Genomic DNA, 14,281 nt, shown 5'->3' with positions numbered 1-14,281 from the left:
AGTTAAGCTTTTATATTAAATTTACGACATTTAAACATATCATAAAAACGGGTGCAAAATTACATAAAATTTTTAATTAAATTGTATATTCGCATCTTATGATTTTAAAAGGATTTGAAGATTTAAAAAGGTTTTTAGAAAAACCTAAAAATATTGTAATCATTGGGCATAGAAACCCAGATGGAGATGCTGTAGGGTCTACTTTAGCCTTAAAACATTATTTGGATAAAAAAGGGCATTCAGCAACTGTTGTAATGCCAAATGAATATCCAGATTTTTTACATTGGCTGCCAGGTTCTGAAACAGTTTACAGATTTGACTGGCAAAACAAACAGTCGCAAAAAGCGATTAGCAATTCAGACATTATCTTTCTTTTAGACTTTAATACGTTGCATAGAGTAGGGTATGACATGCAAAATACGTTGGAGAAATATCCAAATGATTTTGCAATGATCGATCATCATCAACAACCAGATGATGTAACCTATATGTATTCTGATACCGAAATTTGTTCTACTTGCCAAATGGTGTATCAATTTATAGAAATGAATAATGATGTAGATTTAATTGATGCTGCTATTGCAACTTGCTTGTATACAGGTATTATGACAGATACTGGTTCTTTCAGATTTAGATCTACCACAAGTAAAACGCACAGAATTATTGCTGACTTAATTGATAAAGGAGCAGAAAACGATCGTATACATAATAATGTATATGATGCAAATTCTTATAATAGATTGTTATTGTTAGGAAAAGCACTGAGTAACTTGCAAATTTTACCAGCCTATAAAACAGCATACATCACTTTAACAGACGAAGAAAAAAAACGTTTTGATTTTCAAAAAGGAGATACAGAAGGTGTTGTAAATTATGCACTTTCTTTAAAAGGAATTGTTTTTGCTGCTATTTTTATTGAAGATAGTGAGCAAAATCTTGTTAAAATATCTTTTAGATCTAAAGGAAAATTTTCGGTAAATCAGTTTGCAAGAAATCATTTTGAAGGTGGAGGACATGATAACGCTGCTGGTGGAAAATCGAATATGTCAATGACAGAAACTGTCACTAAATTTTCAGGATTATTAGAGCAATATCAATCAGCATTAGAAAATTCTTATGAAATATAGTTTTTTATTTTTATTGATAATCTTGTGTGTTTCTTGTTCTAAAGTAACACCTAGAAAACCTATCAACCCAAAACCATCGACTACTTTTTATTTTGAAACCATGAAACAAAATAAAATTTTAAATAAATTGGAAGATGAAAAAATTCTAAGTTTGATAGAAAACGATAGTACAAATGTGTATTTGCAGTCTTCAAATGGTTTTTGGTACACATACATTCATAAAATTGAAGAAGATTTACCAACTCCAGAAAAAGGAAATGAGGTTGTTTTAGAATACAATATTACAGCTTTAAATGACAGCATAATTTATAGTAAAGATGCATTAGGAGTAAAAAATTATAGAGTAGATGAAGAAGATTTTATTTCTGCTTTACAAAAAGGAATAAAGTTGATGAAAATAGGAGAAACTATTACCTTTGTCATTCCTTCTTATAGTGCTTTTGGCATTACAGGAGATAACAATAAAATTGGAATAAACCAATCAATAAAAAGTACAGTAACATTAATAAACATTAAATAAAATAGAAAAATGAGAGTATTAAAAAGTTTAGCAATTGTAGCAGTTTTAACAATGATGGTTTCTTGTGGAAATCAAAAACCAGACGCAAAGTCTTTAGAAACTGAAATAGATTCTGCAAGTTATGCTTTAGGGATGGATATGGCTGTTAAAGTAAAAGCTAATTTTGAAAAAGCAAATACCGATTTATTTTTACAAGGGTATAGAAATGGAATGGATTCAACAAATATGTTGATTGCTCAAGAAGACTTAAATGCTTTTTTGGCTTCATTTTTTCAAAAGCAACAAGCTGAAAAAATGAAAGAACAACAAGAAAAAGCAGCCAAAGATGCAGAAGTAAAGTTTGGTGATAATAAAAAAGCTGGTGAAGATTTTTTAGCTGAAAATAAAGTGAAAGAAAATGTAATGACTACAGATAGTGGATTACAATATATGGTTTTAGAAGAAGGTACAGGAGAAAAGCCAGTAGCTACTTCTAAAATTAAATTACATTATCATGGAACTACCATAAATGGAGAAGTTTTTGATAGCTCTGTAGATAGAAATGAGCCTTATGAAGCAAGTCCAAATCAATTTATTCCTGGTTTTACAGAAGGTTTATTATTGATGAATGAAGGTGCTAAATACAGATTTTTTATTCCTCAAGAAATTGCTTACGGAGCTCAACAAAGAGGTGCTTTAATCTTACCTTTTTCTACCTTAATTTTTGATGTAGAGATTTTAGATATTTTAGAACAATAAATGAGAAATATAGCTTATATATTTGTTGTTTTTTTAACTATAACAGCTTGCCAATCTTCTAAATATAAAAGTTTAGAAGATGGCTTGTATGCAGAAATACAAACGAACAAAGGTGACATATTTTTAGAGTTATATGCAGATGATGTGCCAATGACTGTTGCTAATTTTGTTTCTCTAGCAGAAGGCACTAATAATAATGTTACTGATTCTTTAAAAGGGAAAAAGTTTTACGATGGCATTCGTTTTCATAGAGTTGTCAACAACTTTATTGTGCAAGCTGGAGATCCTACAGAAACTGGAAGAGGAACTGCTGGTTATCGTTTTGGAGACGAGTTTCCTAAAGATGAAAATGGTGCTTTATTGTATAAACATGATGATGCTGGAATGCTATCCATGGCAAATGGAGGTCCAGAATCTAATGGGAGTCAGTTTTTTATAACGCATAGAGAAATTCCACATTTAGATGGTAAACATTCCGTTTTTGGAAAAACTATTGTAAACTCCACTCAATTAGCTACTTTAAAAAAGAACATTAAAGACGATACAAAACTTAAAAATGCCATAGATTCTTTAAGAAATGTTGTTTTAAATGATATTGTTCAGTTCGATACAATTTTCACTATTAATATTATAAGAATTGGTGATAAAGCTGATTCTTATAAAGCAGGCGAAGTTTTTGATAATGAGATGGCTTTATATGCTGAAAATAAGAAAACAAGAAAAGAGCAAGAAGCCACAGCAGAAGCAGCTAGATATGCTAAATATTTAGAAAATAAAGCTGATTTTTTTGCCAAAATGGATGAAGAAAAAGCAACAAAAACAACCTCTGGTTTAGGTATTTTAATGTTAAAGGAAAATCCTACAGGAAAAAAAATAGCAACCAACAAGCCTGTAAAATCTCATTTTACTTTGTACACTGCAGATGGTACTCAAATTCAATCTACAAAAGATGGTGGTCAGCCATTTGTGTTTCAGTTAGATGATGCAGAAAAACCAATGATTACTGGTTTTAAGGAAGGTGTTATAAATATGAGAGTTGGTGAAAAAGCGCGCTTATTCGTACCTTATTACATTGGCTTTGGTGAAGCAAAATACGGACCATTTCCTGCAAAGTCAGATTTGGTTTTTGAAATAGAAATTTTAGAAATAGGAAAATAATTTGTTCGATTCAATTATACAAAAAGACAAAGAACTATCCGTTTTCTTAAACAATTTAGGAAGTGAACAATGGGACTCATTTTGGTTGGGAATTACAAACCAATTTTACTGGGCTCCATTGTTCCTTTTTATTTTAATATTAGTTGTAAAAACATTTGGTTGGAAACGTGGTGGAGTTATGATTTTAGCCATGATTTTATTGGTTACAATTTCAGACCAATTAACCGTTTTTATAAAAGATAACACCTTTAGATTAAGACCCAATAACGATCCAGAAATTATGAATTCTCTGCGAACTTCTTTAAGAGAGTTTACGAATCCACAGAGTCATAGTTTTATGTCTGGACATGCAACAACATCCACTTTTTTCTCTTTATTTACAATCTTTTTATTGAGAGAAAGATATAAGCAGATTTACTTTATTTTAATTTTCCCACTATTTTTTGCGTACAGTAGGTTGTATTTAGGAGTTCATTTTCCTTCGGATGTTTTTGTCGGAATTTTAACCGGAATTTTATTGGCTAATATCTATTATTTCTTCTTTAAAAAACTCGATAAAAAATTATTTCTCTAACTTTTTATTATTGAAATATAAATATTTAGTTGCGTGATAATACGCATTTAAAAGGCTATCCATTTCTAATGCTTTCTTTGGATATTCTGCTTTTAAATCTATCAAATTTTCAGCATTTAAATTATACAAACCTTTTGTTTTGCTGATGTTAGTTTTGGAATAATACAAACTGTCTTGTAGTAGGCCAACAGTAGGTTCTCCATTCATTTTAAGATACACAAAAGAAGAAGGTTTTCTTGTGCTAGAACTATCCAAAAGATTGCTTCCTAAAGTGTAATTGGTATAATCCATTTTTATCAAACTCATTACTGTTGGAAATAAATCAATTAATTTTGCATTTTTAGTAATTTCTTTTGATTCTACAAATTTTGGAGCATGTACAAAGAAAAGTGCGTGTTGTAGGTTGATGTTTAAATCGTGCTCATTTGTATATTGATGATTTCTGTTCATCATTGTGTTATGATCGCCAAAAAATACAAACACAGTATTTTCATAATACCCAGCAGTTTTTGCTCTTTCTAAAAAACGACCAATATTAAAATCTATATAACGCATGGCATTTAATTGAGCAACCGATTTAAAACCAGATTTTTCTAATAAATCGTCAGAAATATCGGTTTCAGCAAGCGGAGTAAAACTTTCTTTTTGATCAGGAACTGTAAATGGAATGTGGTTACTGGCAGTTTGAATATACGCTACAAATGGTTTGTTTTGTTGATGCAATTTTTGCAACTCCTTATCAGATTCTTTAAACAATTCGTAATCATCAATTCCCCAAACATCAGCTCTGTTTTCAGTTTCATAACTACCTTCTTCAAAGATTTTTAAACCTTTTATGTTTGCTTGAAAAATTCCACGGATGTTTGCCCAATTTGCACTTCCTCCTAAAAAGTACAATTTTTCATAACCTTCAAATTGATCAAATAAAATACGCTGATCTATAATCATCGGGTTTCTAGAAGCTGTGTTTACGTCATCTATATCTGGCAACCCAGTAACACTCGCAAAAACGCTGGCTGCAGTTCCTGATTTATGCACGAAAAAATTAGAGAAATTTAAACTTTTAGGAATTAAAGAATCTATTTTTGGTGAACTGTTGATTGGGTTTCCATAGTAACTTAAAGGTTTTACGCCCACAGATTCTAACATCACAAAAACAACGTTTGGTTTTGTTTTTAAAGAATCTTCAAAAACTACTTTTCTTTCAAAGGAAACAGAATCTTTTGGTAACCCTAAATGTTCGGCAATTACAGGGTAATATTTTTTGAATTCGGCCATATTAACACCTTCACTTCTAAATTTAAAGCTATCGAAAAAGTATAAAACAGGATTTAATGCAAATTGATTTACTTTGCTATTTTTAGAGAAAAAAGCTTCACTCCATCTTAAAGGATAATGAGAAAAACTATTGTAAATACTAAAAGACAACAATAAAAAAGTAACTATAAAATATACGGTTTTTACTTTTTTAGAGCGATTAATTTGATGATTTTTAAATTTGACATATAAAAATCGAGAAAGTTTATAAATTACAAAACCGAGAATTAAAAACCCGAGTAAACCTTTAAAAACAGGATAACTTTCAAATAAAACTTGTGTAGATATTTTTAAATCTTCCAAAAAACGAAGCGAAGCAGCATCTAATCTAATAGATAAATAATCATAATAACCAAAATCGATTAAGTAAAATATGGTTAAAATAATGTAGGCAAGAATCAAATAAAAAGTTGCGAATTTTTTATAAAATGAATTGCTAAAAAAACGTCTATTGAAAATTAAAACTAAAAGTGCTAATGGAAAAAGAACAATCGAAGCTAATTTTATATCGAAACGCAAACCTAGCCAAAATGCTTTTTGAATTTCGGTGGAAGTTGCAGTTTCTAATTCTGCAAAAAAGGAGTAAAAGAGGATTCTAAAAATGAAATTAAAAACAATTAACAAAATGAAATTGCTAAAAATGTATTTTATGTAATTGGGAATTTTTTGGAGCATTATTTTCAATTAAAAAGCAAAGATATTTATTTTGAATTTGATAAATCGAATTAAGTTTTATTTGCTTCGAATTTATATAGTTTTTTAAATGATATCAATAGAAATTTTTAAAAAAAATGCCACGAATTCACGAATTAAAAAAGTTGAAGTTTTTAAATTTTATTTGAATTTATTTATGATTAAGTATTACTGTTATCTTATTAAATTTCGCTCCTAAGGAGCTTAAAAATGTTTTTGTAAATTTTTTATTAACATTTAGCTCTTACAGAGCTGAAAATCCCATAGGGATGAAATATTAATAATAAAAAATAATTTAAAATTACGCTAAGCCTTAGAAAGGCGATATATAAAATATTTGTTTATTGAGTAAGATTTTTTAGAGTTTTATCAATCAAAATTTTAAAAAAAATGTCACGAATTCACGAATTAAAAAGTGACATTTTCAAATTTTTTTTTTAATTTGTATCTGATTGACTTTTAATTTATCAAAAATTATTTAGCTCCTTAGGAGCGACATTTTACCGAGAAAAAAATTCAAGAATTCGTGGCAAAGAAATTAATCTTCATTCAGCAATTCGTCAACAAAAACCTCAAATTCTTTTGTGAATTCTGTATATTTTTCGCCAGTTGCTGGGCCATTAAAACCAGTGTGAATTTTCCTAACCTTACCTGATTTATCCATAAAAATGGTTGTTGGATAAGAAATGATATGATTTAACATTGGTAATTTTTGTTGTGCTAAAGTTTTATTCGCCAAATTACCAAATTGCGCTAACAATACAGGATATTCAATTCCTATTCGGTTTTTAAAACGCTTAATTCTCTCATAAGCAATTTCTCTTGTTTTTGCTTCTTCAAACGCCAATGCAATAATTTGCAAATTTTTATTTGGATTTTCCTTTACATAATTGACCAAAAACTTGCTTTCATCCAAACAATTTGGGCACCAAGTTCCCATAATTTGTAAAATAATCACTTTATCATTAAATTCAGGATCACTCAAAGAAACCACTCTTCCTCTTGTATCAGGAAAAGAAAAATCAAAATATTCGTAACCTTTTTTAATGTATGTTAAATTCTCTTCATTAGGCAATTCGTACTCATTATTTAGTTTTGCTGTAAAAGGTTCTTTCCAATGATTGCCAGAATAAAAATATCCATTTAAAGTAGAATCTGTTGCTTTTGCTGTAAATAAGAATGCGTGAGAACCATCAAAAGTAGAAAGCTTTAAAGAATCGCCATCAACAATACCTTCCAAATATCTGTAATCGCCAGTTGTGGTTCTAAAAGTTCCTGTAACTTTATTATCTTTTTGTGTAAAAATTCCTTTCGCAAGATAAGTGTCAACTTTATGATCTGCACTAAAAATGGTTTCCCAGTTTCCAGAAACATTTATAGCTGCCTCTTTTTTAGATGAAAACCGATTGTTACTTTTAGTCGCTTTAAATGGCACAATCTGATCTAAACTTGGTTTTATAAAATTACCTTTTAAGGAGTTTTCTTCGATTTTTGCAATGATGTATCCTTCAAAAACGGGTGTTTGAATCACTATAGAATCATTCTTATACGTAACTTCATCAACAGTAATAATTTCATCAGCATTAAAAATAGTGAAGAGAGAATCGTTTTTAACTTCAAAAATAAAGGGCAATTCTTGGTTGTCTTGAACTTGTAAAACGGCTCTGTATGTGCCAGAATCTAAAGTTTTAGTAGTTTCTGTATCACAAGAAATAAAAAGTAAAAAACTGAGAGTCAATAATAAAAAACGCATCGATAATATTTAAAATAAAGCTCAAATTTACAATAAAATACTTACATCAATATTTAATAAAACCCTTAAAATTGGTTAATTTAGCCGCTGAAAAATTTGAAGAAAAAACATGAAAATATCTTATAATTGGTTACAACAATTTGTAAAAATTGACTGGGATGCAACTAAAACAGGGGAGTTGTTAACTGATTTAGGTTTGGAGGTAGAAGGAATTGAAACCAAAGAATCTATAAAAGGAAGCTTAAAAGGCATTGTTGTTGGTAAAGTTTTAACCTGTGTGCAGCATCCAAATGCAGACAGATTAAAAATAACTACTGTAGATTTAGGAGATGGAAAACCTGTACAAATTGTTTGTGGAGCACCTAATGTTGCTGCTGGGCAAAAAGTACCTGTTGCTACTATTGGAACCATGTTGTACGATGACAAAGGGGAAGGTTTCAAAATAAAAAAAGGGAAAATTAGAGGCGAAGAAAGTCATGGGATGATTTGCGCTGAAGACGAATTAGGTCTAGGAAGTGATCATGATGGAATTCTAGTTTTAGATGAAAAATTAAAAGAAGGAACTTTAGCTTCGGATGTTTTTAACATCAAAACAGACTATGTTTTTGAAATTGGTTTAACACCCAACAGATCTGATGCCATGAGTCATTATGGAGTTGCTAGAGATTTAAGAGCAGGTTTAATGCAAAAAGATGTTCAGAAGGAATTAATTTCGCCTTCTGTTAGTAATTTTCACGTAGATGAAAGAACTTTTCGTTTTGATGTGGAAGTGGAAGATAAAGAATTGGTACCTCGTTATTGTGGAATTACAATTACAGATATTACAGTAAAAGATTCACCAGAATTTATTCAGAATCATTTAAAAGCAATCGGAATTGCACCCAAAAATAATATTGTAGATATTACAAATTATGTGTTGCATGAGCTTGGGCAGCCTTTACATGCTTTTGACGTTCAGAAAATTAAGGGAACTAAAATTAAAGTGAAAACTTTAAAAGAGGGAACCAAATTTGTAACTTTAGATGGAATTGAAAGAACACTTTCTGCTGATGATATTATGATTTGTGATGCTGATGAAAATCCACTTTGTTTAGGAGGTGTTTTTGGAGGTTTACAATCTGGAGTTACAGAACATACCACATCAATATTTTTAGAAAGTGCTTATTTTAACCCTGTTTCTATCAGGAAAACAGCAAAAAGACACGCTTTAAATACGGATGCTTCTTTTAGATTTGAAAGAGGAATTGATATTAATATGACAGAGTATGCTTTAAAAAGAGCAGCATTGTTAATTGAAGAATATGCAGGTGGAAAATTAGCATCTGATATTTCTGATTTTTACCCAGTAAAAGTGGAAGATTTTCAAGTGTTTTTCTCTTATCAAAATGCATACAGATTAATAGGACAAGAAATTCCGAAAGAGAAAATTAAAAATATCTTAGCTTCTTTAGAAATTAAAATTAATAGCGAAACTGAAGGTGGTTTAGGCTTAACAATTCCATCTTATAGAACAGATGTGCAAAGAGAAGCTGATATTATTGAGGAAATTTTACGAGTATATGGCTACAATAATATTGAGTTTTCTCACAAGTTAAACACGTCAATTTCTTTTGATTCTAACAAAGAAACTAAAATTGAAAACATTATTGCAGATCAATTAAGTGCTTTAGGTTTTAATGAAACCATGGCGAATTCTTTAACAAAATCTGATTATACAAAATTGTCAGAAAATATAAATGAAGAAGCAAATGTTGCCATGTTAAACCCTTTGAGTAACGATTTAGATGTAATGCGTCAGTCTTTGTTATTTAGTGGTTTAGAGTCTGTTTCTTACAATTTAAATAGAAGAAATAACTCGTTAAAGTTTTATGAATTTGGTAAAACATACCATAACTATAATAGCAAATATCAAGAAGATAAACACTTAACATTATTTGTAACTGGAAACAGAACAAAAGATACTTGGAATAGCAAATCAGCAACTTCAGATTTCTTTTATGTAAAAGGAATTATAGCATCAGTTTTAGAAAGATTAGGAATTAGTAATTTTAAAACGTCGCCAACTAAAAACGATGTATTTTCTGAAGGAATTACTTTAAGTTTAGGAAAAATTAAAGTAGCTGAGTTTGGGGTTGTAAGAAAATCGATATTAAAAGAATTCGGAATTAAGCAAGAAGTATTATTTGCAGATTTTAATTGGGATAATATTCTAAAATTAGCAAGTAAAAAACAGTTAAAAGTTTCTGAGATTTCTAAATTTCCATCTGTTAAAAGAGATTTAGCTTTGCTATTAGATGCTAAAACTCAGTTTAAAGAGATTTACAATATGGCTTTTCAATCAGAAAAAAATATTTTAAAAGAAGTAGATTTATTTGATGTGTATGAAGGTGATAAATTACCAGAAGGTAAAAAATCGTATGCAGTAAGCTTTGTGTTGCAAGATGATTCTAAAACTCTAGAAGATAATCAGATAGATAAAGTGATGCAAAAATTACAACAAAGTTTTGAGAAAAATTTAGAAGCTGTTTTAAGATAAAATATGATAAAAAAAATTACTTACTTTCTTTTTATAGCAATCAGTTTTTCTTGTGTTAAAGAAAAAGAAAAAACGAAAATTACTTTAGAAGATGTAACGAATTTAGGTTTTAGTCTTCAAAACAAGTCAGATAGAGATGATATACCTGCAATGAATGAGCTTTATGATGTAAAAGCTTTTGCGGATATTTTTCTTTTAAAATCTGCTGATAAAGAAGTGCATGAATTTAACGCGGGGTTTTTTATGGGTTTTTCCAGAAATTTCAACTTTGGTGAAATGCTGGTTGCACAAAAAAGCGAAGGAGGTTCCTATGAATTTATAAGAGCTTATGAAGATGAAAAAAACAATTTTCATTTGCTTTTTAGGCTTTATGGAGAAGGTTTAAATTATCATGATTATTTAGTGAAAGAAATAAATGGCGAGCTCAAAATCGTAGATATGTACATTTATATGTCTGGTGAATATTTGAGTGATACCTATAGAACCTATTATAAATCTATTTTAGATAAATCGAACGTTTTAACTAAAGATTTAACAGAAATTACAGTGTATCAAGATGCTCTAAAACTGATTGAAGTTAAAGAGTTAAATGCAGCTGGTAAATTTAAAGAAGCGCATAAAGTTTACAAATCCATTAGTAATTCTTCAAAAGTTACAAAGGCATTTCAATTGGTAAATATCATGCTAACCTTCAATTTATCTGAAGATTTGTATTATAAAGCCATTAAAGATTATGAAAAAAGATTCCCAAATGATCCTAGTTTATATTTAGTTTCTTTGGATGGTTTAATTTATAAAAAAGAATTTGATAAGGCTATAAAATCGATTGATAAACTAGACGAACTTTTAGGAGGAGACCCATTTTTAAATTATATAAAAGGTAATATTTATTATTTCGAAAAAGACTATGAAAATGCTTTAGGGAAGTATGCCATTATAAATCTTGAATATCCAGATTTTATAGATGCTTATGACAGTGCTTTAGGTATTTACTTGGAGACAAATAATACTGAAAAAGTTATTGAAATTTTAGAATTATACGTGAACAAATTTGAGATTGATAAAGAAGAATTAAAGTTTAATTTATCTGAATTTGCGCCAGCATTTATAAAAACGAAAGAATTTAAAAACTGGTTTTCAAAATAATACCTATGTACAAACTACTGATAAGACCCGTTTTTTTTCTTTTTGATCCAGAAAAAGTACATTATTTTACTTTTTCGTTGATACGCTTTTTGTGTAAAATTCCGTTTATGTCAGGATTTTTTAGAAGTTTGTATCAAGTAAATGATAAAAAATTAGAACGAACTTTATTTGGTTTAACGTTTAAAAATCCTGTGGGTTTGGCTGCTGGATTTGATAAAAATGCTGTTTTGTATAACGAATTGGCAAATTTCGGTTTTGGTTTTATAGAAATAGGTACAGTAACCCCAAAAGGGCAAGTTGGGAATCCTAAAAAAAGATTATTCCGTTTAAAAGACGATCAAGGAATTATCAATAGAATGGGCTTTAACAACGAAGGTTTGGAAGTTGCCATTCAGCAATTAAAAAAGAACAAAGGCAATGTAATAATTGGTGGAAATATTGGTAAAAATACCCAAACATTACCAGAAAATTATACAGCAGATTATTTAGAATGTTTTGAAGGTTTGCATCCTTATGTAGATTATTTTGTGCTAAATGTTAGCTGCCCAAATGTGGGAAGTCATGCAAAATTAAATGACAAAGATTATTTGATAGAGTTGATTTCTGCTTGCCAAAAATTAAATACAGAACTTTCTATGTCAGGTCGAGCGCAGTCGAGACCTATTTTATTAAAAATTGCTCCAGATTTAAATAACCAACAATTAGATGAAATTATAGAATTGGTTGCAGAAACTAAGATTGATGGTGTGATTGCATCCAACACATCCACCAGTAGAGATAATTTAAAAGCCTCAAAAGAACGTTTGCAAGAAATTGGAAATGGAGGAGTAAGTGGTCAGCCAATCAAAAATCAGAGTACAAAAGTGATTCAATATTTGGCAGACAATTCAAACAAATCTTTTCCGATTATTGGAGTAGGAGGTATCCATTCTGAACAAGATGCTTTAGAAAAAATCAAGGCAGGAGCAGATTTGGTACAGATTTATACAGGTTTTATTTATGAAGGCCCAAGTTTGGTAAAAAGAATAAATAAAGCTGTTTTAAAGAATTTGTAAAATTTGTCATTCTGAATTTATTTCAGAATCTAACCTAGTTTTGTCACTCTGAACTCGTTTCAGAATCTCACTCAGTTTTGTTTTGGAAAAAGACTAATTTCGTCCACATGTTAGAAACCTTATTTTCTTTTGCACTTGCAACATCTCTTTTAGCATTGTCTCCAGGACCAGATAATATTTTCGTGTTGACACAAAGTATTGTAAATGGTAAAAAGTTTGGTTTAGCAACCGTTTTTGGGCTGATTTCAGGTTGTTTAGTGCACACTACTTTACTAGCATTTGGAGTTTCAGCGATTATAAAAAACTCAGAAAATTTATTTTTTGCGATTAAACTATTTGGCGCAATTTACTTATTGTATTTAGCATACAAAGTTTATAAATCGGATGCAAACATTATACTTTCAAATGATAATGTAGCAAAGAAAACGACGACACAATTATTCAAACAAGGGTTTATTATGAATGTTTTAAACCCAAAAGTTTCTATTTTCTTTTTAGCGTTATTTCCTGGATTTTTGTTTTCTGATAAAATGTCAACAATCCTTCAATTTTATGTGTTGGGATTGATATTCATGGCAGTCTCACTCATTATTTTTTCTGCAATAGCCATTTTAGCGGGTACCATTTCAGAACAAATTAAAGAAAATAATAAAATTGGTGTCTATTTAAAATGGATGCAAATTGTTGTTTTTGTGGTGATTGCTGTTCTAATTTTGATATAAATTCTTGTTTTTATAACAAAAAAATTAATTGATCAAAACTTCATCAGCAATCTTACTTTCTAAATTTTCAAAATCATACAATTTGGTGTCTAATAAATGCGAAGGAGAAACATTCTGCAAAGCATTCATCATAATTGCGTTTCTATTTGGGAACTCTTTTTCCCAATCAGCAATCAGTTGTTTTACATTCTGACGTTGCAAATTTTCTTGAGAACCACACAAATTACAAGGAATTATTGGGAAGTCTTTAAAATCTGAATATTCCTCAATATCACTTTCTTTACAAAAAGCCAAAGGTCTTAAAACTTCTAAATCTCCAGCATCATTTTTAAATTTTGGAGGCATGGTTTCTAGTTTCCCAGAAAAAAAGAAGTTCAAGAAAAAGGTTTCTAAAATATCATTTCTATGATGTCCTAAAGCAAGTTTGTTACAACCCAAATCTTTGGCAGCTTCATACAAAGTTCCTCTTCGCAAACGCGAACACAAACTGCAAGTAGTTTTACCTTCAGGAGTTTTGTCCATCACAATTTTATAGGTGTTTTTCTCTATAATTTTATAATCGACTTGTAAGTTTGTTAAATAGGTTGGTAAAACTTCCTCAGGAAAACCTGGTTGTTTTTGATCGAGATTTACAGCAATTAAATCGAAAGAAATTGGTGCCACTTTTTGAAAATACAGCAACATATCTAACAAGGTGTAACTATCTTTTCCTCCAGATAAACACACCATTATTTTATCACCTTCAGCAATCATGGTGAATTGTTGAATAGCTTCTGCAACTGCTTTCTGCAATTTTTTAGTAACTTGTTTTACTTCTTTCATGGATGCAAAAATAGTAGTTTTTAGAACTATAATTTCAGAAAAAATAAAAGAAAATAAGTTAACTGGTTTTTAGTTAAAATTGGTTTAGGTTGTTGCTTGGATTTTAGTTTTTGTATAGGT

At 29.6% G+C, this 14,281-nt stretch carries 12 protein-coding genes; 9 read left to right on the top strand and 3 right to left on the bottom strand.

From position 1 onward, the window contains the following. The first annotated feature begins 98 nt into the window (after positions 1–98). The 5 genes from P161_RS0116875 to P161_RS0116855 are packed head-to-tail and all read left to right on the top strand — an operon-like array spanning position 99 to position 4,117. Entirely contained in the window at positions 99–1,127 is a 1,029-nt protein-coding gene (locus P161_RS0116875) for a bifunctional oligoribonuclease/PAP phosphatase NrnA (protein ID WP_026778066.1), read from the top strand. Beyond that, entirely contained in the window at positions 1,117–1,647 is a 531-nt protein-coding gene (gene gldI, locus P161_RS0116870) for a gliding motility-associated peptidyl-prolyl isomerase GldI (RefSeq protein WP_026778065.1), read from the top strand. The genes P161_RS0116875 and gldI overlap by 11 nt, the downstream gene beginning before the upstream one ends. Before the next feature lie 9 nt (positions 1,648–1,656). Further along, positions 1,657–2,385 carry an FKBP-type peptidyl-prolyl cis-trans isomerase gene (locus tag P161_RS0116865; protein WP_026778064.1) on the top strand — a complete coding sequence of 243 codons (729 nt, stop codon included), beginning with the start codon at positions 1,657–1,659 and terminating at the stop codon, positions 2,383–2,385. After that, complete coding sequence (locus P161_RS0116860; RefSeq protein WP_026778063.1) at positions 2,386–3,543, top strand: peptidylprolyl isomerase; 1,158 nt, start codon at positions 2,386–2,388, stop codon at positions 3,541–3,543. It begins immediately after the preceding gene. A gap of 1 nt (position 3,544) precedes the next feature. Beyond that, entirely contained in the window at positions 3,545–4,117 is a 573-nt protein-coding gene (locus P161_RS0116855; RefSeq protein WP_026778062.1) for a phosphatase PAP2 family protein, read from the top strand. On the opposite strand, the gene P161_RS0116850 is transcribed toward P161_RS0116855, so the two are convergent. Next, complete coding sequence (locus P161_RS0116850; protein WP_026778061.1) at positions 4,106–6,109, bottom strand: LTA synthase family protein; 2,004 nt, start codon at positions 6,107–6,109, stop codon at positions 4,106–4,108. The genes P161_RS0116855 and P161_RS0116850 overlap by 12 nt on opposite strands. Before the next feature lie 556 nt (positions 6,110–6,665). Then, positions 6,666–7,880 (bottom strand): TlpA disulfide reductase family protein, encoded by a 1,215-nt coding sequence (locus P161_RS0116845; protein WP_026778060.1) that lies wholly within the window; start codon positions 7,878–7,880, stop codon positions 6,666–6,668. A gap of 109 nt (positions 7,881–7,989) precedes the next feature. Here P161_RS0116845 and pheT point away from each other — a divergent pair, with 109 nt between their 5' ends. The 4 genes from pheT (at position 7,990) to P161_RS0116825 (ending at position 13,339) form a co-directional block, all read left to right on the top strand. Next, positions 7,990–10,416 (top strand): phenylalanine--tRNA ligase subunit beta, encoded by a 2,427-nt coding sequence (pheT, locus tag P161_RS0116840; protein ID WP_026778059.1) that lies wholly within the window; start codon positions 7,990–7,992, stop codon positions 10,414–10,416. Positions 10,417–10,419: 3 nt separating this feature from the next. After that, positions 10,420–11,562, top strand: a complete 1,143-nt coding sequence (locus tag P161_RS19220) for a lipopolysaccharide assembly protein LapB (RefSeq protein ID WP_051605790.1) — start codon at positions 10,420–10,422, stop codon at positions 11,560–11,562. A gap of 5 nt (positions 11,563–11,567) precedes the next feature. Next, positions 11,568–12,617: a quinone-dependent dihydroorotate dehydrogenase gene (locus tag P161_RS0116830; protein WP_026778058.1), complete on the top strand. Its 1,050-nt coding sequence runs from the start codon at positions 11,568–11,570 to the stop codon at positions 12,615–12,617. Between the two features lie 107 nt (positions 12,618–12,724). Then, positions 12,725–13,339: a LysE family translocator gene (locus P161_RS0116825; protein WP_026778057.1), complete on the top strand. Its 615-nt coding sequence runs from the start codon at positions 12,725–12,727 to the stop codon at positions 13,337–13,339. Positions 13,340–13,363: 24 nt separating this feature from the next. On the opposite strand, the gene ttcA is transcribed toward P161_RS0116825, so the two are convergent. After that, positions 13,364–14,161, bottom strand: coding sequence for a tRNA 2-thiocytidine(32) synthetase TtcA (gene ttcA / locus P161_RS18830; protein ID WP_036841621.1), 798 nt, complete (start codon positions 14,159–14,161; stop codon positions 13,364–13,366). Positions 14,162–14,281: the final 120 nt, after the last annotated feature.

The organism is Polaribacter sp. Hel_I_88, assembly GCF_000687935.1.
In the GTDB taxonomy this organism is placed as follows: Bacteria; Bacteroidota; Bacteroidia; order Flavobacteriales; family Flavobacteriaceae; genus Polaribacter.
This window is presented reverse-complemented; position numbering and strand designations above follow the sequence as displayed.